Genomic DNA, 21,118 nt, shown 5'->3' with positions numbered 1-21,118 from the left:
TTTAATGAATTTAAACTTAAAAAATGTTCAAATTTCTGGGATAAGGAAATTTTATAATGAGGTAAAGAAAATAGATGGTGCTATATCGTTAACTTTAGGGCAACCGGATTTTCCAGTACCAAAGGTAGTAAAAGAGGCATTAATAAATGCTGTAAATGAAGATAAGACAGTGTATACAGAAAATGCTGGAATATTACCACTAAGAAAAGAAATAAGCCAATATTTAATGAAGAGAGGTATTGATTATTCAGCAGATGAGATATGTATTACTGTAGGAGGTAGTGAAGCTATTTTTACTATTTTGACAGCACTTATAAATGAAGGTGATAATGTGCTTATTCCAACTCCAGCATATCCGGCATATGAAAACATTGTTAATATATTAGGTGGAAATGTTGTAAGTTATGGTTTGAATGATGATTTTTCAATTAATATTGAAAATTTAAAAGCGCTTATTAAAGAAAATCAAATAAAGGTTCTAGTCTTATCACTTCCTTCTAATCCTTTAGGAACAATATTAACAAAAGAGGAAAAAGATGAACTTATTAAAATTATTGCTAATAATAATATTTTTGTTGTTACTGATGAAATATATGAATCACTTATATATGAAGAATACTATAGTGTTGCTGAAGAAAAGGAAATATTAGATAAGGTGATATATATAAGTGGATTTTCTAAGATGTTTTCTATGACAGGGCTAAGAGTTGGATATTTTGCAGCTCAAAAGCAATTGATGGATGAAATAATGAAGGTACATCAATATAATGTATCTTGTGCAACATCTATATGTCAATGGGCCGCCTTAGAAGGTCTTAGAAATGGGTTAGATGATGTAGAGAATATGAGAAATGTCCTTAGAGAAAGAAAGGATTATGTAATTTCTGAACTCAGAAATATGGGACTTGAAGTAAATGAGCCTAAAGGTGCATTTTATGTATTCCCGTCTATTAAAAAATTTAATATGTCTTCAGAAGAGTTTTGTTTAAAGCTATTAAATGAAGAAAAGATTGCTTGTGTGCCAGGGAGTTCTTTTGGAATAGGTGGCGAAGGATATATTAGAATATCATATTGTTATTCAATGGAAGAGCTAAAAAAAGCTCTTTTGGGATTAAAAAAGTTCATTAACAAAATATGATAATAAGCGCTGCACAAATTCATTTGCAGCGCTTATTAATTAATTACCAGCAGGATTAAAATTATCGCTTGATACACCTTGTCTCTTTACTGATTTATGCTTTCTATTTGGATTGTGGTTTAAACCTTCTTCAGTTATTGGAGTCTGATAATTACATTTTTCCATACGGGCCTTTTTGTTATCAGGTTGGCTATCTTTTGTCATAATAAAACCTCCTATAAGTCTAATCAATTCCTTCAGAAAATAGTATAACCAATAAAGATACATTAATACTAAACTAGGTATTTATAAATTAAACATATACAATAAGAATATTAAATTAAAATTGTGTATTTTTAATAATATCTATAAGCCTAATACATCATCCATGTTATATAAGCCTGCTTTAGTTACATTAGCCATAAATGAACAAGCTTTTAAAGCACCGACGGCAAATACTTCTCTGGAAATTGCTTTGTGACTTAGTTCTATTACTTCACCAGATCCAGCAAAGATGATTTCATGGTCTCCAACAATTGAACCCCCTCTAACAGCGTGTATTCCTATTTCTGCTTTTTCACGTTTCTTTTCTCCATTTCTTCCATGAACATAGTAGGTATCATCAGAAATAGATTCCTTGATGGTGTCAGCCAGTAGTAGAGCAGTTCCACTTGGTGAGTCCACTTTTTGGTTATGGTGTTTTTCAATTATTTCTATATCATAATTTTGATATAGTAGAGGTGAAATTTTCCTTAGTAAAGAATTTATTAAATTAATACCTAATGACATATTGGCAGATTTAAAAATTGGAAGAGTTTTACTAGAATCTTCAATTAACTTTAAATCTTCATCAGTGTAACCAGTGGAACATAATACTAAAGGCTTTTTTGTACTAGTTGTTAAAGCTAGTAAGTCTTTTAAAGCATCAGCTCTAGAAAAATCAAGAAGAACATCGTAATGAATATTTACGTCTTCAGTATTTTTAAAAATTTTAAACTCAGATTCTTTAGGAAATTTATCAATTCCAGCAACTATTTTTAAAGATGGAAATTCGCTTATAACATTTTGTATTACATTTCCCATTTTTCCGGAACATCCACTTAATAAAATTTTAACCATTTAAAAACTCCATTCTATATTAAGCCGTAATTTTTTAAAGTACTGCATAATATTGTTTTATTTTTTTCGTCCATTTCATAAAGAGGCAATCTTAATTCTCCAACTTCTTTTCCCATCAAGTTAAGAGCAGTTTTTACTGGTATAGGATTTGTCTCCATAAATAAATCATTTGTTAGTTTGAGATATTTTAACTGCAAAGCTAAAGATTTGTTAATATCACCAGTTAAATATGACATTACCATTTCATGAACAGCTTTAGGAACTATATTTGCTAGTACAGATATAACTCCAATACCACCTAGTGCTAGAATTGCAGTAACTTGATCATCATTACCAGAATAAATATCTAATTTATCACCACATAAAGCTTTTATCTTTGCAATTTGGCTTATATTGCCACTGGCTTCTTTTACAGCTGTCATATTGGAAAGTTCAGATAATTCTAGTAAAGCTTCAGGTGTGATATTCATATTCGTTCTTGAAGGAACATTATAAAGGATTATTGGTGTGTTTACAGCATTGTTAATAGCTTCAAAGTGTTTAAATAATCCTTTTTTATTTGTTTTATTATAATAAGGAGTTATAACAAGAAGTCCATCTACACCAACAGATTCTGCAAACTTACTCATTTCAATTGAAGCAGCTGTATTATTTGAACCAGTTCCTGCAATTACAGGTATTCGTCTATTTACAGTATTTATAACAAATTGGATAGCATCTTTTCTTTCAGATTCACTCATTGTTGTAGCTTCACCGGTAGTACCACAAACTATTATTGCATCAGTACCTTCAGCAATCTGCCATTCAATTAGTTCTTTAAACTTAGGAAAGTCTATTCCATTTTCATTGAAAGGTGTTATTATAGCAACACCAGAACCTTTAAAAACTGTCATATTAACCTCCGTATAAAATAATTATTTAATTATTTCTTCTGCAATTTGTATTGCATTAAGAGCAGCACCTTTTCTTATGTTATCCCCTACAACCCATATATTTAATCCGTTATCAATGCTGAAATCTCGTCTTATTCTTCCAACATAAATTTCATCTTTTCCTGAAACTTGAAGTTGTGTAGGGTATTTAAGTTCTTTAGTATCATCATATACCACTATGCCTTTAGTTGATTCTAAAAGTTTAACTACATCGTCAAGTTCATATGGTTTTTCTAATTCTATATTTATGCTTTCGGCATGACAGTTTAGTACTGGAACTCTTACGGCAGTAGCTGTAATCCTTATGGAATCATCATGAAGAATCTTTTTAGTTTCGTTAATCATCTTTATTTCTTCTTTTGTATATCCATTATCTAAAAATACATCAATATGAGGAAGACAATTTTCTGCAATAGGGTAAGGGAATTTTTTAGGTTCTACTCCTTTTAATCCATCTTTTAAATCAGCAATACCTTGCATACCTGCACCAGATACCGCTTGATAAGTTGAATAAACGACTCTTTTAATACCGTAGGCATCTTTTAATGCTTTTAAAGGTAGCATAGCTTGAATAGTAGAACAATTTGGATTGGCAATTATACCATTGTTCCATTTAATGTCTTCCGGATTTACTTCAGGAACTACTAAAGGAACATCTTTAGCCATTCTCCATGCACTGGAATTATCAATTACTGTTGCACCATACCTTACAAAGATTGGTGCAAATTTTAAACTTGCATCTCTGCCAGCTGAAAATAATGCCAAATCTATTTTTTTATCTTTTATATTTTCTTCAGAAGTTTCATTTACTATATATTCTTTATCTCTGAACTTTAGATATTTTCCAGCTGAACGTTTTGAAGCAAAAAGATATAACTCATTTATTGGAAAATTTCTTTGTTCAAGAATTTCTAAAAATTTTCTTCCAACATTACCTGTTGCACCAACAACTGCTACATTATACATGTAAATTCCCCCTTAAATTTAAACGCTTATTAGCGTATTAATAATAAAAAATTAGAAGCTTTGAGCAAAATCACTCAAAGCTTCTAATTTTTTTATATTTTATATAAATATTTATTAGATTTCTTTAAATGATAGCTCTCCACAAAAATGTGACAGGAATACATATATTATATGAACCCCCAGTAAATAGCTGTAAAGCATAGGCTATTTACTTCGGCGATAAATCCTTTCCCATTAAATCATTGTGCTTAGCTCTTTAATAGTACTGATAAGTATCGCGCCTCTATCTTGCAATTATTTATTAGATTAGTTTGATTATATATGTTATTTATAAACAATGCAAGATTAAAATTGAAATAAATATATATAATACAATATATGTATAAAAATGTAATTTAATCTTTGAATATTTTATATTTTTATGGAGAAAATACATATATTACTTTGTAGGGGGAATAGTTATGAGCAAGACACCGCTAAAAAAAATTATAAAATCTAAAATTAAAACTAATAAAGAGCTTACAGCACAAGAACTTTTAAGAGAAAAAATCAAATATGAAATTGCTGACGAATTAGGATTAAAAGAAAAAGTTGATCAATATGGATGGGGAGGACTCACAGCTGAAGAAACAGGAAGAATAGGAGGTATTATGACCCGTAGAAAAAAAGAACTAAAAATTCCAACTAATGATGAGATACTAGGAAGAAAATAATGGATTGACTAATTAGTGGAATACATATATTATAATTCTTAGAAATTATAGATTAATGTAGAAGAAATATTTCTTCTACATTAATTTTTAAGTAGCTGTAAAATTTATAGCAAGGGGGAATAGTATGGCTTATGGAGAATTTGCTAAAATTTATGATGATTTAATCAATGAAGATATTAATTATGACAATATGATTAGCAGAATAATTGAAATATGCAATGAATATAATATTGAATACAAAGATTATCTTGATGTTGCTTGTGGTACTGGAAATGTTACTGTAAGACTAGCAAAGTATTTTAAAGATGTATATGCCGTAGATTTATCTGAAGATATGCTGAGAGAAGCTTTTAATAAATTTAAGGAAAATAGAATTAAAGGTAGGATAATTTGTCAAGATATGACTGAAATGCAGCTAAATAGGAAGTTCGATTTAATTACATCAGTTTTAGATTCTACAAATTATATTACTGACGAAGATGATTTGAAAAAATATTTCAGTTCTGTTAAAGAGCATTTAAAAGATGACGGGATTTTTATTTTTGATGTTAATTCATATTATAAGTTATCAGAAATATTAGGTAACAATATTTATACATATAGTGAAGAAGATGTTTTCTACATATGGGAAAATGTTTTTGAAGATGATATGGTTTCAATGTTTCTTACCTTCTTTGTAAAGCAAGGAGAACTTTATGAAAGATTTGAAGAGGAGCATTTTGAAAGAGCATATAGGGAAGAAGAGCTTGAAAGTGCTCTATCAAATTGTGGATTAGAGATAATAAATAAGTTTGATGGATATAGTAATAATAAGGTTCAAGCAAGTAGTGAAAGAATAGTATATGTAGTTAAAAAAATATAACTATATTAAATTTAGGAGGAAGTATAGATGGAAGATAAGATTATTAATGCGGTAGCTATGGATGGAACTGTTAGAATAATAGCAGGAACAACTACAAATTTAGTAGAAAAAGTAAGAGAAATTCATGAATGTACACCAGTAGCAGCTGCAGCACTTGGAAGAATGATTACTGCAGGAGCATTATTAGGTACTACTTTAAAATCTGATAAAGAAATTATGACATTAAGAATTAATGGTGGTGGAGAAGCAGAAGGAATTACTGTAACAGCTCATGAAAATGCTGTTGTTAAAGGATTTATTGGAAATCCTTATGGAGATAGACCATTAAACGAAAAAGGTAAGCTCGATGTAGGTGGATATGTAGGCAAAAATGGTAACCTTATAATCATAAAAGATTTAGGAATGAAAGATCCATATGTAGGCCAAGTTCCAATATTCTCAGGAGAAATTGCAGAAGATTTAGCATATTATTATACTGTATCAGAACAAACTCCATCAGCAGTATCTTTAGGTGTATTAGTAGATACTGATTATTCAATAAAGGTTGCAGGTGGATTAATAATTCAAATGCTACCAGGTGCTGAAGAACATATTGCAGATATAGTAACATTTAGATTGGAAGAAATTCCTACTTTAACTGAAATGTTAAGTGAAGGAAAGACTATAGAAGATATCTTAAACTATTTATTTGATGATATGGGATTAAAGATATTAAAAGAAACTAAGCCTGAATTTAAATGTAATTGTTCAAGAGAAAGAGTGGAAAAAGCATTAATATCAATTGGTGAAAAAGATTTAAAAGAGATATATGAAGAAGGTAAGGATGAAGAAATCAAATGCCACTTCTGTAATACTAAATATGTATTTACTAAGGAACAAATTGGAGAGTTATTAACTAAGATTAAATAATGAAAAAGGCTGCTATATTGTAGCCTTTTTCATTATTTTTTAAGAAAGATGTTTTAAGTATTTTATGCAACAAATGTTAGGGATATACGTACTATATTATAGATTATAAAACAAAGAGACTTCCTCTATCAGTAAGCTTTCCGCTTTTTAAGTAAATAGGTGTGATATTGTGATTATTAAGAAAATTTAACACTTCTTTGCCATAAGAATAATGATTTAAGTCTCCAAATAGTGCTAATTTATCGTGAGAAATCATTCCTCCAACACCACCTATAAATCCATATTCAAAACCTTCTAAGATAATATCTCCATAAGGCAATAAAAGAACATGAAAATCATCATTTGAAAGAGTCTTATATATTCCAGGATCATTAGTAATTAAAACTTTTTCTCGCAAGGGAAGAATGGAACACTTTGTATAGCCTTGCTTTACATTAATAATTTTTTTGTGAGTAATATATTTTTTAAAAGCATCATCAGAATACTTTAGGTTATGTATGAAATACTCCTTGCTATTTAGTGCGTTTATAGATATATTTTCAGGGTATTTATGGCCAAGGGTGCTAGAACTTTCAATATATTTTATATTATTTTCTTCCAGTTGTTTTTTAAACTCATCAGGCATATGCTTATTTATTAAGATTAATCTATTTTCTTTATGAAGAATATTTATTTGTATATCTACATGGCCATCAATTGCATTATACAAAGCTTTAGATTGAGGAATTTTAATTATTTTAAGCCCTAGCTTGTTTAAATTATTACATTCTTCATCTGTAGTTTTATAATCAACAAAACAAATCATTAAATTAACTCCTTTTATTTATAATATATATAAAATAAACAAAATTTATCTAAAAATCAATAAATTTAAACAGTTACTATTTATAAATGTTGAATATAGAAAACTTTTTAATACATACTATTATTAAGGAAGGAGTGAAATCCATGCTGGTAATGAAGTTAGTACACAATAATGACTTAGATTTTGTAAAAGAGTTACAAGAGTTACGACAGTTATTAAAAAAGAAGAATATAACAATGGGAATTGTTGAAAGCGGAGAGGGAAGCTCTAATATAATTAAGATAATATGTAATAATGAAAGTTATAATGATAGGATTAGAAACACTATTTATTTATATATAAGTAATATTTTGTATTCGGTAGTGGTTAAGGAATATAGAAAAAAAGAATTGTTTAATTATTTAATGGAAAACTATTTTTTCTTGAAGCAAAATGAGGTTATGGAAGTGGAAGAAAAAATAGTTAGGGTATTACAAAATGAAGAAAAAGTTACCGATGAAAAAATGTTTTATTGCATTAATAAGATAAATTGTATAATTGAAAAGATAAAGGAATGCTTAGAGGAAAATGAAGTTATAAATATTAAAGGTTTTATAACCTTTAGAATGAAAGAGCTTAGGGAAGATATTGAGTGTATCATTGATAAAATAGTTGAAGATTATATGATTGAAAAGGAATACAAAGAGTTTATAAAATTATTAAAATATTTTGTAGATATTCAAGAAAGTAAAATAGAAAAGATTGATATATATATACAAAGTGATGGGGGATATGTATTAAAAGATGGCCTTGATAATGATGTTTTTGAAGAGTTTGTCAAGGAAATATATGAATGTAAGATTGATACGGAAGCTAATGTAGAAGATATAATTATTAGTGGTCTTATTACAAATGCACCAAAAGAAGTAGTAATTCATAATAAAGACAAAGCCTTAAACTTAGAGTTTATTGATACTATTAAAAATGTATTCGGTGAGAGGGTAACTTTTTGTAATGGCTGTAGTAAGTGCTTGGCAAGTAAGTTGAAAATTTAAAAAAATTAATAATTGACAACTAAAAGATAGCATGATAGAATTTAAAATGTTAAGAAGGAACTGCCGTTTCTCACCTTACGGCAAAGCTTAGTAAGGTAATACGTATGAAATTTGTATCTAGTAATATATTATTATGTCTAGATTTAGTTTGATAATAATGGATGGCAGTAATGTCATCCATTTATTATATAAAAATGCTTTTTTCATTGGTACATTTTATCGGAGGTGAACGATATCAGTAAAAATTTTACTTGTAACGAAAGTATAAAAGAAAAGGAAGTAAGAGTTATTGATGCAGAAGGTAATCAATTGGGAATACTTCAAACAAAAGAAGCTCAAAGAATGGCAGATGAGAGTGAATTAGATTTAGTTATGATCTCGCCAAATGCAAAACCACCAGTATGTAAAATAATGGATTTAGGTAAATATATTTATGAGCAAGCAAAAAAGGAAAAAGAAGCAAAAAAGAAGCAAAAAGTAACAGTAATTAAAGAAATCAGATGTGGAATCACAATTGAGGAAAATGATATTGCTATTAAAGCTAAAAATGCTAGAAAATTCCTAGTGGATGGGGATAAAGTTAAAATAACTATAAGATTTAAAGGTAGAGAAGCAGCATTATCTCATTTAGGTGTTAAAATACTTGATAATTTTGTTTCTAAACTTGAAGATGTTTGTGTAGTAGAAAAACCTGCTAAACAAGATGGAAGAAACATGACTATGGTTTTAGCCCCAAAAAAAGCATAATCTGAGAGGAGGATATTTATCATGCCAAAAATGAAAACTCACAAAGGTGCAGCAAAAAGATTTAGAAAAACAGGTACAGGAAAGTTAAAGAGAGCAAAGGCTTTCAAGAGCCACATCTTAACTAAGAAAAGCGCTAAGAGAAAGAGAAACTTAAGAAAAGGTGCTTATGTTTCAACTACTCAAGAAAAAGCAATGAAGAAATTATTACCATACCTATAATTTAAGAAGGTTTAGGAGGACTAAAGAATGGCAAGAGTTAAAAGAGCGGTAAATTCACGTAAGAATCATAAAAAAGTATTAAAGCTTGCTAAAGGTTACTACGGTGGAAAGAGCAGATTATTCAAAACTGCTAACGAAACTGTAATAAGAGCTTTAAGAAATGCATATGTAGGAAGAAGATTAAAGAAGAGAGATTTCAGAAGATTATGGATAGCAAGAATAAATGCTGCTTCAAGAATGAATGGACTTTCTTATTCAAAATTCATGAATGGAATAAAATTAGCTGGTGTTGATATCAACAGAAAGATGTTATCTGAAATAGCTATAAATGATCCAAAATCATTTGCTGAATTAGTTGAATTAGCTAAGAAAAACTTAAATGCTTAATTAATACATAATGCGACTTATGTCGCATTTTTATTATATAAAAAAGTAGCATCTTTATTTATTAAGAGAGATGCTGCTTTTTTGTAATTAAAGTTTTCATTAGATAAATTAAAAAAATATACTTATACTTTTAGTAGGATAGTGTATAATAATTTGGTAAAGTATTATTTTGGTATTTAAAATTTTTGTTTAGCAGAGGTGTATATATGCAGTATAGGTTAAATAAAGGTTCTAAACTTAATCCAATGCAGATCCTTTCACTGGGATTTTTAGCAATAATACTGGTAGGTGGAATATTGCTATCATTACCTATTTCATCATCTACTGGAGAATATACTAGCTTTATTGATGCTGTATTTACTTCGACTTCAGCAGTATGTGTAACAGGACTAATAACTGTAGATACAGGAACTCATTGGAATTTGTTTGGTAAAACTGTAATTATGATATTGATTGAAATTGGTGGATTAGGATTTATGTCTTTTACTACTTTAATAGCAATTTTACTTGGTAAGAAGATAACCCTTAGAGAAAGATTGATTTTACAAAATGCAATGAATACATTTAATATTCAAGGAGTAGTAAAAATGGTTAAATATATACTGTTATTCACCACTTCAATTCAATTAATTGGTGCACTTATATTTTGCACACAATTAATACCTGAATATGGATTAAGTAAAGGGTTATTTTATAGTATATTTCATTCTATTTCAGCATTTTGTAATGCAGGCTTTGATATTTTTGGTGGCGGGGTGAGTTTAACGACTCACAATACAAATACTGTGGTAATACTAACAGCAGCAGCACTTATAATTATAGGTGGATTAGGTTTTAGTGTATGGACAGAACTATATAATGTAAGAAGGATAAGAAGGTTTTCAGTACATACAAAAATAGTTCTACTGGTTACTGGATTCTTGGTAATAGGAGGCACTGTTTTAATGCTTTTATTTGAATATAATAATCCTGAAACCTTAGCATATATGGATGGTGGAGAAAAGGTTTTAAATTCTTTCTTTTCAGCTGTAACACCTAGAACAGCAGGATTTAATAGTATATCTACGTCTGGCATGACTGGTGCTGGTAAGTTTTTAACAATGATTTTGATGATAATTGGAGGTTCACCTGGATCAACTGCTGGTGGAATAAAAACAACAACTGTAGGTGTATTAATATTAACAGTAATTTGTGTTATAAAAAGAAGAGAAGATACAGAGGTTTTTTCAAAGAAAATATCAAAAGATCTTGTTTATAAAGCATTTACCTTATTCTTTATAGGTTCAGGTCTTGTTATAGTGGTAAGTTTAATATTATCATTTACTGAAGCGGGGGCATCTTTTACAGCTATTTTATATGAAACTGTTTCTGCTTTTGGTACAGCAGGTTTGACTATTGGTCTTACACCAAATTTAAGCATCATTGGAAAAGTGTTAATTATGATGATGATGTATATTGGAAGAGTAGGACCTTTAACTGTAGTATTATCATTGACTAAAGAAAAAGTTAGAAGTGGAATTAAATATCCAGAAGGAAAAATATTAATAGGTTAGGAGAAAGTAATAATGGCAAGTGGAAAACAATTTGTAGTTATAGGTCTTGGTAGATTTGGTCAATCTGTGGCAAAAACATTATATGATCTAGGCCATGATGTATTAGCTATAGATATAGATGAAGAATCAGTAAGAGAAATTTCAGAAAATGTAACTCATGCTGTGCAGTTAGATGCAACAGATGAAACATCTATAAAAAGCTTAGGACTTAGAAATTTTGATGTTGCAGTAATTACTATTGGTTCAAATATACAAGCGAGCGTAATGATTACACTTTTAGTTAAAGAACTTGGAATTAAATACATTATAGCAAAGGGGCAAAGTGAACTTCATGCTAAGGTATTATACAAAATTGGTGCTGATAGAGTAGTGCTTCCAGAAAAAGATATGGGTATAAGAGTAGCTCATAATTTAGTGTCTTCCAGTATAGTGGATTATATAGAATTATCATCTGATTATAGCATTTTAGAAATTAAGCCACTAAAGGTATGGGACAATAAAACTTTAAATGAACTAAATTTAAGAAGTAAATATGGAATTAATGTTATTGCCATAAAAAAAGGTGAGGAAATTGATATAACACCAAGTGCAAATGCTGTTATAGAAAGTGAAGATGTTCTGGTAGTTATTGGACCAACAAATAACTTAGGTAATTTAGAAGAAATAATTGTTAAACAGAAGTAAGAGGTGCTGCACTTTGATAGTCATTGAAAGTAAAGAAAATTCTTTATTTAAGAATATTAAAAAGCTTAAAGAAAGAAAAAATAGATCTAAAGAAAAGAAATATATTATAGAAGGTTTTAGGTTGGTAGAAGAAGGGTTTAAAGCTGGTGCAGATATTGAATGCTTAGTTATAGAAGAAGGAAATGAGCAGAAAGCAAATGAATTCTTAAAAGAATACTTAACAGTATCTAAAATTTATTTAATGAAAAAAAGTTTGTTTGGTCAGCTTATTGCTACAGAAAAGACTCAAGGTGTATTAGCTGTTGTGAAGATGAATGATAGTACAGAAGAAATAAAAGGAGATTTTTATCTTTTATGTGATAAAGTTCAAGATCCAGGAAATTTGGGAACTATTATTAGAACTGCCCATGCAGCTGGTGCTTCAGGAATAATTTTAACAAAGGGTACAGTTGATATATATAATGATAAGACTATAAGGTCAACAATGGGATCAGTTTTTTATCTGCCAATTATATATGATAATGACCTCAGCTTCTTAAAGAAACTTAAAGAGGATGGTTTTAGCTTAGTTACTACATCACTTCAGGAATCAAAGGATTTCTTTCAAGAGGATTTAAGAGGTAAGGTAATATTAGGTGTTGGTAATGAAGGTAATGGCATCAGTGATGAGATATTTGCTATGGCAGATAAAAAGGTTAAGATACCTATGCCAGGTGGTGCAGAAAGTTTAAATGTGGCAGTGGCTTCATCAATAATACTTTTTGAGAAAGTTAGACAAGGAATGCTATAAAAGTATTTTTTAATAAATACTTGAAAAAAATAATCTTTATTTGTATAATAAGTTGAAAAGAATATGTAAATACTGTGAATGAGAGAGTAATTATAAGGAATATTTCAGGGAGAAAAAGTCTAAGACTGGAAGCTTTTTTAATAAAAATTATAATGAAGTTCGCTCAGGAGTACTAGTTGTGAAGTAATAGTAGTAACTAGCGGTTTAACCGTTATTTTAATTAAGAGGATATTGTACCATTTGTATAATATCAACTAGGGTGGTAACGCGGATATTCCGTCCCTTTTGGGATGAATATCCTTTTTTTTATTTACAAATTATTTTAGTTGCATAGCAATTAAATTAAAAGTATTTAATATTCGTAAGATACTGATTAAAAAAGAAGGGAGTAATATTATGGAAGAAAAATTAACCGCCATTAAAGAAGCAGCACTTAATGAAATAGCTTCAGTAGAAAATAGTGCAGCTTTAGAAGAAATTAGAGTTAAATATTTAGGAAAAAAAGGTGAACTTACTACTATATTAAGAGGAATGGGTTCTTTATCACCAGAAGAAAGACCAGTAGTTGGTAAGTTAGTTAATATAGCTAAAAATGAAGTTGAAACTAAACTTGAAGAAGTAGGAAGCAAAATAAAGGAAAAAGAAAAAAAAGCTAAACTAGCTAGTGAAGTTATCGATATAACTTTACCAGGAAAGAAACAAGTAATAGGAAAGAGACATCCATTAGATCAAACATTAGAAAGTATGAAGAACATCTTCATTTCTATGGGATTTACAATAGAAGAGGGGCCAGAAGTAGAATTAGATCATTACAATTTTGAGGCTTTAAACATTCCTAAAAACCATCCTGCAAGAAGTGAACAAGATACTTTATATATTAATGATAGTTTAGTTTTAAGAACTCAAACTTCACCAGTTCAAGTAAGAACAATGGAAAAGCAAAGCTTACCAATTAAAATGATCTCACCAGGTAAGGTTTATAGATCAGATGATGTTGATGCAACACATTCACCAATATTCTATCAAATGGAAGGATTAGTTGTAGATAAAGGAGTAACTTTTGCAGATCTTAAAGGTACCTTAGAATTATTTGCTAAGAAAATGTTTGGGGATAAAGTTAAGACTAAATTTAGACCTCACCACTTCCCATTCACTGAACCTTCAGCAGAAATGGATGCAACTTGTTTCGTTTGTGAAGGTAAGGGATGTAAAGTCTGTAAAAATAGTGGATGGATTGAAATTTTAGGATGCGGTATGGTTCACCCAGATGTACTTAGAAATTGTGGTATTGATCCAGAAATATATAGCGGATTTGCCTTTGGGTTCGGTGTAGATAGAATGGTTATGCTTAAGTATGGAATAGACGATATTAGATTATTATACGAAAGTGATATGAGATTCTTAAATCAATTCTAATAATTATAGTTATTGTAGGAGGTAAAATGCAATGAAAATACCATATAATTGGTTAAAAGATTATGCAGAAATAAATGTTGATGCATATGAATTAGCAGATAAATTAACTCTTTCTGGTTCTCAAGCAGAAGAGGTTATAATGCAGGGAGATACAATTAAGAATGTTGTAACTGGAAAAATTACAAAAATTGAAAAGCATCCTGATGCAGATAGATTAAATGTTTGTCAAGTAAATATTGGAGCTGAAGAAGAAATTCAAATTGTTACAGCTGCTACAAACATGAAGGAACAAGATATAGTACCTGTAGCTCTTCATAAATCAATATTAGCTGATGGTACCGAAATTAAAAAAGGTAAGATGAGAGGCGTAGTATCTAATGGTATGTTCTGTTCTGAAGAAGAATTGGGAATTGCTGGAGATAAACCGGTTCATGGATTAATGATTCTTCCAGAAGATGCACCATTAGGAATGGATATAAAGGAATATTTAAAATTAAATAAAGCAATAATTGATTTTGAAATAACTTCAAATAGACCGGACTGTTTAAGTATTGTTGGTATGGCAAGAGAAGCAGCAGCAACTCTTGGAACATCTTATAAAATGCCTAGCTTCAAATATGAAGTTAAAAATTCAGATAATATCAATGATGAATTAAAAGTTGAAGTTAGAGATGAATTATGTAATAGATATATGTCTAGAGGGGTTAAGAATGTTAAGATAGCTCCATCACCTTCATGGATGCAAGAAAGATTATTAGAAGCTGGAGTTAAACCAATAAATAATATGGTTGATATAACTAACTTTGTAATGCTTGAACTTGGTCAACCAATGCATGCTTTTGATGCAAGAGAAATTGAATCTGGAAAAATAGTTGTGGAAAGAGCTAAAGGCGGTGAAAAGTTCACAACTTTAGATGAAGTAGAAAGAACTTTAGATTCAGAATGCTTATGTATAAAAGATAAAGATAAGACTATTGCTTTAGCTGGTATCATGGGTGGATTAAATTCTGAAATAAAAGAAGATACAACAGAAGTATATTTTGAATCAGCAAATTTTGATGGTACAAACATTAGAGTAAATTCTAAAAAGGTTGGACTAAGAACTGAAAGTTCTTCTAGATTTGAAAAGGATATAGATCCTAATTTAGCAAAGCTTGCTATAGATAGAGCTTGTAGCTTAGTATGTGAGCTTGGTTGCGGAGAAGTTATGGAAGGAACTATCGATGTATACAACAATGTTAAAGAAGAAGGTCACTTAACTGTTGATACTAATTGGATAAATGCTTTCTTAGGAACTGATATATCAAAAGAAGAAATGAAGAAATCTTTAGATTCTTTAGATATAAAGACTGAAATAAATGGGGATATGTTAGAAATTACTACACCTACATTTAGAATTGATTTAACTATTAGAGAAGATATTGCAGAAGAAGTTGCAAGAATTTATGGATATGATAAAATTCCTACAACTGTATTTAGCGTATCTACTGAGAGAGAGCCTAAGTATAAGAAAAATATTTTAGAAGATAAAGTTATTGAAATAATGATAGGAAACGGATTAAATCAATCAATAAGCTACTCATTTGTTTCTCCTAAGGTATTTGACAAAGTTAATATACCAGCAGATAGCCAATTAAGAAATGTTGTTAAGATTAAGAATCCTTTAGGCGAAGATTTTAGTGTGATGAGAACAACAACAATTCCTTCAATGATGGAATGTTTATCTAGAAATTATTCAAGAAATAATGATTATGTTAGATTATTTGAAATTGGTAAAGTATATATTCCAAATGAAGACGAAAATCAAGTTCCAACTGAAAAAAATATATTAACTATAGGTATTTACGGAGATTGTGATTACTTAGATATGAAGGGAATTATTGAAAATCTAGTAGATGGTCTTGGAGTTGAAAAAGCCAAATATGTAAGGGAAAGTGAAAATGCTAGTTACCATCCAGGTAAGACAGCTGCATTATTAGTAAGAAATAAAAAGACTGCAGTTTTTGGAGAAGTGCATCCAGATGTAACTGAAAATTATGGTATAGATATTGATTGCTATATAGCTGAAATAGATTTAGATCAATTATTTGAAGCAGCTAAAATGACAAAATCATATAAAGCATTACCAAAATTCCCAGCTGTAACAAGAGATATAGCATTACTAGTGGATGATTCTGTATTAGTTGCAGATATAGAGGAAGCTATAAGAAAAGCTGGTGGAAATTTAGTTGAAAAAGTTCAATTATTTGATATTTACAAAGGTGAACAAATTCCAGCTGATAAAAAATCAATAGCTTATGCAATAGCATATAGAGATGAAAATAAAACATTAAATGAAAAAGATATTACGAAAGTTCATGATAAGATATTAAAAGCTTTAGAGCATAAGCTAGGTGCTGTGTTAAGATAATATTTAAACAATTATAAAAATCAAAAGCAGATTTAATTTGCTTTTGATTTTTTATTTTATTAGGTGATAATTTTAATCAGTAATTTTTATAAAACATTTTTTTATATAACCAATAGGGTGATATGATACTTTAGACTTTCGTAGTCCTAAATCACCACAGTCTTCTTGTCTATTTACATATAAAGTATCACTAAAATACATATCTAAAAATGTTCTATTTAAAAAAGAATAAATACCTTTAAAAGAAATATCACAGCGCTCAATGTGGATTATAGCTGTATCACCATATTTTTCTCCAATAGAAAAGCCTGCAAGAGTATCATTAACATAAATTGTTATGGATTTTAAATCTAATTTTTGAAAGTTTATTAATACATCCCTAATGACATCGTATTCTATTTTTAGTTCAGTACAGAGAGAGTTTTTTGATTTTTCCCATTTTTTTATTAAGTCTAAGCAGTCGTTGATTATTTTAGGGCTATTTATTTCAGATATTTTGAAAGAATAGTTTTTATTAAAGAAGTTATATAGATTTTTTTTAGCATGATACCTTTTTCCACTTAAGTTAATTAAATCTTTGGTAAGATATATATATTCATAATCTTCCGGTGTATAAACAATTTCAAATTTATGAGCACAATATTTCTTTAAATCATTAATAAAAAAGTTTTCTACATCTCCAAAAAGATAGAGTTCATGGGTGTTATTAGATAAGAAATTAGATTGCGAATTATTATTATTGTTTTTTTTATATGATAGTAATAATTCGATGATTGAATTTAGTTTATTGGGAGTGTAATTATATGGAATCATAAAAAAATCACCATAATATTCTTCACTTTTCTTAACAATTAAGGTATTATCTATTATAGCAAAAGTGGTTTTTGATAAATTTCTCCATAAATATAATGAAGCAAAAGTGTATTCATATGAAGAAAAGTTACTTTTATAACAATAATCATTAAATGTTTCTTTATCTTGGAGAGTTAAGGTATGGAATATATCCAAGATATCATCTCCTTTGTAAAAAATAAGCCATATATTATATTTTATTAAAAAAAGATAATACGGTTAATTGAAAAGAACTTTTATAGAAAAAATCCTATGTCTAATAAGAATTTATCAAGACATAGGATTACCAAAAGCTAATATTTGAATTTTATTAATACTTCTTTAATTTCACCTTTAGAATTTTTTCTTATGCTAAAGTTTTTAATATCGCTAAATTCATGATTTACCTGATATGTTAATTCATTGATTGTTGCTTTACATTTTTTTGAAAGTTCATTATCTTCAATAATTTCAAATCTTGATTTTTTACAAGTAGTTTCGTTTTGCTCATCATCAATTATTACATAATAATCAGAACTTTCTTCTAATACATAGTATTCTTTATTTAAAGTTAAAGTAGAACACAAATCATTATTTATACATTTTAATAACATTTTACCATACCTCCCTTTATAAATTACATTATACATTTATTTAATAAATGTTAAAATTGTAAGAATATATAAAAATATAATTATTTTCGTATATTTAATTAATTTTTTAATAATTTAATTTTTGCAACACTGAATAAAATCTTGTATAATTTATATGAATTTATTAGAACTAATGAAGTACTTATATAAATAAGGGAGATAAAAATGAGTAAATTTAAAAATAATAAACTGATAGAAAAATGTAATCAATTAAATAAAGCTATAGAGATAGTTGGTGGAAAAGAGTTTTTAAATACGAAAATAACAGATGATATTGATATGGCAGAATACATAATAAGCAGTGTTTTTGAAGGAGAAGAAGTGAAGTTTAATTTTGCTGGTGAGGAGTATAGTATTCCTGCATTATTTAAAGCAAAGCTTGAATATGAAAAAAATTTTCTAAGAAATAAAAGTAAGGCAATTGATTCAATCGCATACAAGATAAAAAAATATGATACAAGCTTAGATTCGGAAATAAGAAAATATAAGAAAAGCAGTGGAATTGAAGAATATAATAAAATATATGATATAGTAGAAAAGAGATATAGAAGAGATATCAATATGTTAGTATTAAATTCTATGGATAGTAACCTAGTAGAGAAGCTTTCAGCAGAAGAAGAGGATAAATACTATGGAGAGTATCTTACTCAAAAGAAAAAACAAATAATATATGGAGTATTTAGCAAAATGGGTATAGTTTAATCTATGCCCATTTTTAATGTTAATTAAACGCCTTCGTTTTTAAAGGATGGTACAAAATCTGTGGTGTTGGCTCCTTCTCCTTGAATAAAGCCATTTTTTACACCAATGGACAATGCATAATCTATGATAGAATCGTAATGCTTAGGATTTAATTTGCTGTTTATCTTTGGATATTTATAAGCATTATGCATAGGTACATATTGATTCATTAATGAGATATAGATATCATCATGAAATGTATTGTATAAAAGGTCAATAACTTTCTTAGAATCAAATAAAAGTCCAGGTAATAATAAGTGACGTACAATTACACCTTTTTGTATTATTCCATTATCATTAAAGGAAGGAGCACCTACTTGACGTACCATTTCCTTAATTACATTTAAAGCATTTTCACGGTAGTTGTTAATTTTTGAATATGCTAAAGCATATTTATCATCAAAATATTTAAAATCTGGTAGATAAACATCCACAAGTCCATCAAGAGATTTAATAGTTTCTAAAGAGTCTATTGAATTAGTATTATATAGTATTGGTAAAGTTAAATTATTATTTCTTGCAATTTTAATGGATTTAATGATTTGAGGTACATAATGAGTAGGAGTAACTAGATTTATATTGTTAGCACCTTGTTTTTCAAGTTCTAGGAATATTGCAGCCAATCTTTCAATGGAAATGGTTTTACCGTTGAATTCCTGTGATATGCAATGGTTTTGGCAAAATACACATTTAAGATTGCAATGAGAAAAGAAAACAGTTCCTGAGCCATTTTTGCCAGAAACACAGGGTTCCTCCCAAAAGTGTAATTGAGCCCTGGCTACTTTTAAATGATTATCTGCTTGGCATACACCAAGATTTATATCTCTGTCAACATTACAATTTCTTATACATAAGTTGCATTTTTTTGTTTCTAAATTTATTATCAATTTTAAACACCTCATAAAAGTATATCTTTTATTAAGATTCTATCAAATTTAAATATATTTTCAATAAATTTAAAATAACTAATATAAAAATAGACAATATATGTGGCAGAATATAGTTATTCAAAGATAAATATGATATAATATCAGTAATTATAATATAATTTAGAGGTGTATTAAATGAATACTGTAACAGTTAAAATAAATGGGATGGAGTATAATTTAAAGGGAAAAGAAGATGATGAATATTTACTAAAGGTTTCAGAATATGTTGATGGTAAATTTAAAGAAGTATCAAGTAATAATAACAAATTAAGCATTAGTTCAGTTGCAGTATTAAGTGCATTAAATATAGCAGATGAACTTTTTAAATGTAATAATGAAGTTGAGGATTTACTTAAGGAAAAAAATTCTTTAGAAGAAAGAAACCTAACTTTAAAGGAAAGAATACGAGAAATAAAGCAGGAAGTTGAAGAAACTATTAAAAATAAAAATCAAGAAATGGCTTCTTTAAAAGAGATGTTGTACTCAATGGAGCAAAAGTCAAGAGAAGCTGAAATTTTAAATGATAAGGTTGCTGATTTAACTGAAGAGTTAGAAGAAAAGAGCAAATTAGAAGAATTAGTAGTGCTATTAAAGGAAAATATGGCAGTTTTAAAAAAGGAAAATGAAAATTTAGTCAAGAAAATTGAAGTACTAGAATCAAATCTTACATCTTCAGATGAAAATAATAAAAAACTAAGCATGAGCCTTCTAAATACACAAGATGAATTTTTAAAGGAAAAGAAGGAAAATAAAAAATTAAATGCGAAAATATTTGAATTAAATGAAGATATAGCTAATAAAGTTTCACTTGAAGAGTATAATAATGTATTGGATAGTTATAATGCTTTAAAGGAAAACGTTGAACAAATATCGATGGAAAAAAGTGGAATTGAAAACATGTTAGAAGAGTTTAAAATAAATATAAATTATATTGAACTTGAAAATAAAAACCTAAAGGATAGCGAAAATGTATTAAAAGAAGTTATTTCATCAAAAGAAGATGAAATTGAGGAATATAAGAGTAAAGCATCTGTAGATGAAGAAGAGGCTAAAATTTTGAAAGATAAGATACTTGAACTTGAAGCTGTAATTGCTAAGGGAAAAGAGCAAAGAAAGGCTTTATTAAATAGGGATAAAGCTATAAAATTCCAATTACAAAACTTTAAATATAAGGTTTTAGATTTAGAGAAAAAGCTTATTGATCTACAAGTTGAATTGGCAGTGGAAAGAAGAAAAGCAAATCCATTATTAAAATAGAGTCTGTTCAGAGTGGAACAGGCTTTTAACATAAGATGAAGAAT

Annotated in this window: 23 protein-coding genes, 1 riboswitch and 1 other annotated feature; of the genes, 15 read left to right on the top strand and 8 right to left on the bottom strand. The window is 28.4% G+C overall.

Annotation, left to right across the window (positions count from 1 at the left end):
• The first annotated feature begins 4 nt into the window (after positions 1-4).
• Complete coding sequence (locus tag Q5O29_RS00980; RefSeq protein ID WP_022211161.1) at positions 5-1,138, top strand: pyridoxal phosphate-dependent aminotransferase; 1,134 nt, start codon at positions 5-7, stop codon at positions 1,136-1,138.
• A gap of 39 nt (positions 1,139-1,177) precedes the next feature.
• On the opposite strand, the gene Q5O29_RS00975 is transcribed toward Q5O29_RS00980, so the two are convergent.
• The 4 genes from Q5O29_RS00975 to Q5O29_RS00960 form a co-directional block, all read right to left on the bottom strand.
• Positions 1,178-1,342: a hypothetical protein gene (locus tag Q5O29_RS00975; RefSeq protein WP_022167862.1), complete on the bottom strand. Its 165-nt coding sequence runs from the start codon at positions 1,340-1,342 to the stop codon at positions 1,178-1,180.
• A 141-nt stretch (positions 1,343-1,483) separates the two neighbouring features.
• The gene (dapB, locus tag Q5O29_RS00970) at positions 1,484-2,236 is read right to left on the bottom strand and encodes a 4-hydroxy-tetrahydrodipicolinate reductase (RefSeq protein WP_022211160.1); all 753 of its coding nucleotides are present in this window, start codon (positions 2,234-2,236) and stop codon (positions 1,484-1,486) included.
• Positions 2,237-2,250: 14 nt separating this feature from the next.
• Positions 2,251-3,129 (bottom strand): 4-hydroxy-tetrahydrodipicolinate synthase, encoded by an 879-nt coding sequence (gene dapA / locus Q5O29_RS00965; RefSeq protein WP_022211159.1) that lies wholly within the window; start codon positions 3,127-3,129, stop codon positions 2,251-2,253.
• Positions 3,130-3,150: 21 nt separating this feature from the next.
• Complete coding sequence (locus Q5O29_RS00960) at positions 3,151-4,134, bottom strand: aspartate-semialdehyde dehydrogenase (RefSeq protein ID WP_022211158.1); 984 nt, start codon at positions 4,132-4,134, stop codon at positions 3,151-3,153.
• 124 nt (positions 4,135-4,258) lie between these two features.
• Positions 4,259-4,428, bottom strand: a riboswitch (Lysine riboswitch).
• A 167-nt stretch (positions 4,429-4,595) separates the two neighbouring features.
• Between Q5O29_RS00960 and Q5O29_RS00955 the strand changes: the two genes are divergently transcribed.
• The 3 genes from Q5O29_RS00955 (at position 4,596) to hslO (ending at position 6,618) form a co-directional block, all read left to right on the top strand.
• Positions 4,596-4,847, top strand: coding sequence for a small, acid-soluble spore protein, alpha/beta type (locus Q5O29_RS00955; RefSeq protein ID WP_022211157.1), 252 nt, complete (start codon positions 4,596-4,598; stop codon positions 4,845-4,847).
• 124 nt (positions 4,848-4,971) lie between these two features.
• Positions 4,972-5,709 (top strand): class I SAM-dependent methyltransferase, encoded by a 738-nt coding sequence (locus Q5O29_RS00950; protein ID WP_022211156.1) that lies wholly within the window; start codon positions 4,972-4,974, stop codon positions 5,707-5,709.
• A 27-nt stretch (positions 5,710-5,736) separates the two neighbouring features.
• Positions 5,737-6,618, top strand: coding sequence for an Hsp33 family molecular chaperone HslO (hslO, locus tag Q5O29_RS00945; RefSeq protein WP_022211155.1), 882 nt, complete (start codon positions 5,737-5,739; stop codon positions 6,616-6,618).
• A 103-nt stretch (positions 6,619-6,721) separates the two neighbouring features.
• On the opposite strand, the gene Q5O29_RS00940 is transcribed toward hslO, so the two are convergent.
• Positions 6,722-7,423 (bottom strand): DUF6873 family GME fold protein, encoded by a 702-nt coding sequence (locus Q5O29_RS00940; RefSeq protein ID WP_022211154.1) that lies wholly within the window; start codon positions 7,421-7,423, stop codon positions 6,722-6,724.
• 143 nt (positions 7,424-7,566) lie between these two features.
• On the opposite strand from Q5O29_RS00940, the gene ytxC reads away from it, so the two are divergent.
• From ytxC to pheT, 9 genes are all read left to right on the top strand, one after another.
• Positions 7,567-8,457 carry a putative sporulation protein YtxC gene (gene ytxC / locus Q5O29_RS00935; RefSeq protein ID WP_022211153.1) on the top strand — a complete coding sequence of 297 codons (891 nt, stop codon included), beginning with the start codon at positions 7,567-7,569 and terminating at the stop codon, positions 8,455-8,457.
• A 225-nt stretch (positions 8,458-8,682) separates the two neighbouring features.
• Positions 8,683-9,204 (top strand): translation initiation factor IF-3, encoded by a 522-nt coding sequence (gene infC, locus Q5O29_RS00930; RefSeq protein WP_022211152.1) that lies wholly within the window; start codon positions 8,683-8,685, stop codon positions 9,202-9,204.
• A 21-nt stretch (positions 9,205-9,225) separates the two neighbouring features.
• Positions 9,226-9,423 carry a 50S ribosomal protein L35 gene (gene rpmI / locus Q5O29_RS00925; RefSeq protein ID WP_022211151.1) on the top strand — a complete coding sequence of 66 codons (198 nt, stop codon included), beginning with the start codon at positions 9,226-9,228 and terminating at the stop codon, positions 9,421-9,423.
• 27 nt (positions 9,424-9,450) lie between these two features.
• Complete coding sequence (gene rplT, locus Q5O29_RS00920) at positions 9,451-9,810, top strand: 50S ribosomal protein L20 (RefSeq protein WP_022211150.1); 360 nt, start codon at positions 9,451-9,453, stop codon at positions 9,808-9,810.
• A 206-nt stretch (positions 9,811-10,016) separates the two neighbouring features.
• Complete coding sequence (locus Q5O29_RS00915) at positions 10,017-11,363, top strand: TrkH family potassium uptake protein (RefSeq protein ID WP_022211149.1); 1,347 nt, start codon at positions 10,017-10,019, stop codon at positions 11,361-11,363.
• Between the two features lie 12 nt (positions 11,364-11,375).
• Positions 11,376-12,047, top strand: a complete 672-nt coding sequence (locus Q5O29_RS00910; protein WP_022211148.1) for a TrkA family potassium uptake protein — start codon at positions 11,376-11,378, stop codon at positions 12,045-12,047.
• Positions 12,048-12,060: 13 nt separating this feature from the next.
• On the top strand, positions 12,061-12,837 hold the full coding sequence (locus Q5O29_RS00905; protein ID WP_022211147.1) for an RNA methyltransferase: 777 nt from the start codon (positions 12,061-12,063) through the stop codon (positions 12,835-12,837).
• A 65-nt stretch (positions 12,838-12,902) separates the two neighbouring features.
• Positions 12,903-13,124, top strand: a binding site (T-box leader).
• Positions 13,125-13,233: 109 nt separating this feature from the next.
• The gene (gene pheS / locus Q5O29_RS00900; protein ID WP_022211146.1) at positions 13,234-14,253 is read left to right on the top strand and encodes a phenylalanine--tRNA ligase subunit alpha; all 1,020 of its coding nucleotides are present in this window, start codon (positions 13,234-13,236) and stop codon (positions 14,251-14,253) included.
• A 31-nt stretch (positions 14,254-14,284) separates the two neighbouring features.
• Complete coding sequence (gene pheT, locus Q5O29_RS00895; RefSeq protein ID WP_022211145.1) at positions 14,285-16,663, top strand: phenylalanine--tRNA ligase subunit beta; 2,379 nt, start codon at positions 14,285-14,287, stop codon at positions 16,661-16,663.
• Positions 16,664-16,735: 72 nt separating this feature from the next.
• Here the strand turns inward: pheT and Q5O29_RS00890 are convergent, their stop codons facing one another.
• Positions 16,736-17,671, bottom strand: coding sequence for a DUF2156 domain-containing protein (locus tag Q5O29_RS00890; protein WP_022211144.1), 936 nt, complete (start codon positions 17,669-17,671; stop codon positions 16,736-16,738).
• A gap of 137 nt (positions 17,672-17,808) precedes the next feature.
• Positions 17,809-18,108, bottom strand: a complete 300-nt coding sequence (locus Q5O29_RS00885) for a hypothetical protein (protein ID WP_022211143.1) — start codon at positions 18,106-18,108, stop codon at positions 17,809-17,811.
• Positions 18,109-18,312: 204 nt separating this feature from the next.
• Between Q5O29_RS00885 and Q5O29_RS00880 the strand changes: the two genes are divergently transcribed.
• The gene (locus Q5O29_RS00880; protein ID WP_022211142.1) at positions 18,313-18,849 is read left to right on the top strand and encodes a hypothetical protein; all 537 of its coding nucleotides are present in this window, start codon (positions 18,313-18,315) and stop codon (positions 18,847-18,849) included.
• A 23-nt stretch (positions 18,850-18,872) separates the two neighbouring features.
• Here Q5O29_RS00880 and Q5O29_RS00875 read toward each other — a convergent pair whose 3' ends face one another.
• Positions 18,873-19,790 (bottom strand): radical SAM protein, encoded by a 918-nt coding sequence (locus Q5O29_RS00875; RefSeq protein ID WP_186834800.1) that lies wholly within the window; start codon positions 19,788-19,790, stop codon positions 18,873-18,875.
• A gap of 162 nt (positions 19,791-19,952) precedes the next feature.
• On the opposite strand from Q5O29_RS00875, the gene zapA reads away from it, so the two are divergent.
• The gene (gene zapA, locus Q5O29_RS00870) at positions 19,953-21,074 is read left to right on the top strand and encodes a cell division protein ZapA (RefSeq protein WP_022211140.1); all 1,122 of its coding nucleotides are present in this window, start codon (positions 19,953-19,955) and stop codon (positions 21,072-21,074) included.
• Positions 21,075-21,118 lie beyond the last annotated feature (44 nt).

The organism is Clostridium sp. CAG:265 (assembly GCF_000436575.1).
In the GTDB taxonomy this organism is placed as follows: Bacteria; Bacillota; Clostridia; order Clostridiales; family Clostridiaceae; genus Clostridium; species Clostridium lentum.
This window is presented reverse-complemented; position numbering and strand designations above follow the sequence as displayed.

Coding starts and splice junctions, on each gene's coding strand:
- rplT (WP_022211150.1), top strand. CDS start 9,451: ATGGCAAGAGTTAAAAGAGCGGTAAATTCACGTAAGAATCATAAAAAA.
- Q5O29_RS00955 (WP_022211157.1), top strand. CDS start 4,596: ATGAGCAAGACACCGCTAAAAAAAATTATAAAATCTAAAATTAAAACT.
- ytxC (WP_022211153.1), top strand. CDS start 7,567: ATGCTGGTAATGAAGTTAGTACACAATAATGACTTAGATTTTGTAAAA.
- rpmI (WP_022211151.1), top strand. CDS start 9,226: ATGCCAAAAATGAAAACTCACAAAGGTGCAGCAAAAAGATTTAGAAAA.
- Q5O29_RS00910 (WP_022211148.1), top strand. CDS start 11,376: ATGGCAAGTGGAAAACAATTTGTAGTTATAGGTCTTGGTAGATTTGGT.
- Q5O29_RS00875 (WP_186834800.1), bottom strand. CDS start 19,790: ATGAGGTGTTTAAAATTGATAATAAATTTAGAAACAAAAAAATGCAAC.
- Q5O29_RS00940 (WP_022211154.1), bottom strand. CDS start 7,423: ATGATTTGTTTTGTTGATTATAAAACTACAGATGAAGAATGTAATAAT.
- hslO (WP_022211155.1), top strand. CDS start 5,737: ATGGAAGATAAGATTATTAATGCGGTAGCTATGGATGGAACTGTTAGA.
- Q5O29_RS00975 (WP_022167862.1), bottom strand. CDS start 1,342: ATGACAAAAGATAGCCAACCTGATAACAAAAAGGCCCGTATGGAAAAA.
- zapA (WP_022211140.1), top strand. CDS start 19,953: ATGAATACTGTAACAGTTAAAATAAATGGGATGGAGTATAATTTAAAG.
- Q5O29_RS00915 (WP_022211149.1), top strand. CDS start 10,017: ATGCAGTATAGGTTAAATAAAGGTTCTAAACTTAATCCAATGCAGATC.
- Q5O29_RS00960 (WP_022211158.1), bottom strand. CDS start 4,134: ATGTATAATGTAGCAGTTGTTGGTGCAACAGGTAATGTTGGAAGAAAA.
- Q5O29_RS00950 (WP_022211156.1), top strand. CDS start 4,972: ATGGCTTATGGAGAATTTGCTAAAATTTATGATGATTTAATCAATGAA.
- dapA (WP_022211159.1), bottom strand. CDS start 3,129: ATGACAGTTTTTAAAGGTTCTGGTGTTGCTATAATAACACCTTTCAAT.
- pheT (WP_022211145.1), top strand. CDS start 14,285: ATGAAAATACCATATAATTGGTTAAAAGATTATGCAGAAATAAATGTT.
- Q5O29_RS00980 (WP_022211161.1), top strand. CDS start 5: ATGAATTTAAACTTAAAAAATGTTCAAATTTCTGGGATAAGGAAATTT.
- dapB (WP_022211160.1), bottom strand. CDS start 2,236: ATGGTTAAAATTTTATTAAGTGGATGTTCCGGAAAAATGGGAAATGTA.
- Q5O29_RS00885 (WP_022211143.1), bottom strand. CDS start 18,108: ATGTTATTAAAATGTATAAATAATGATTTGTGTTCTACTTTAACTTTA.
- pheS (WP_022211146.1), top strand. CDS start 13,234: ATGGAAGAAAAATTAACCGCCATTAAAGAAGCAGCACTTAATGAAATA.
- Q5O29_RS00880 (WP_022211142.1), top strand. CDS start 18,313: ATGAGTAAATTTAAAAATAATAAACTGATAGAAAAATGTAATCAATTA.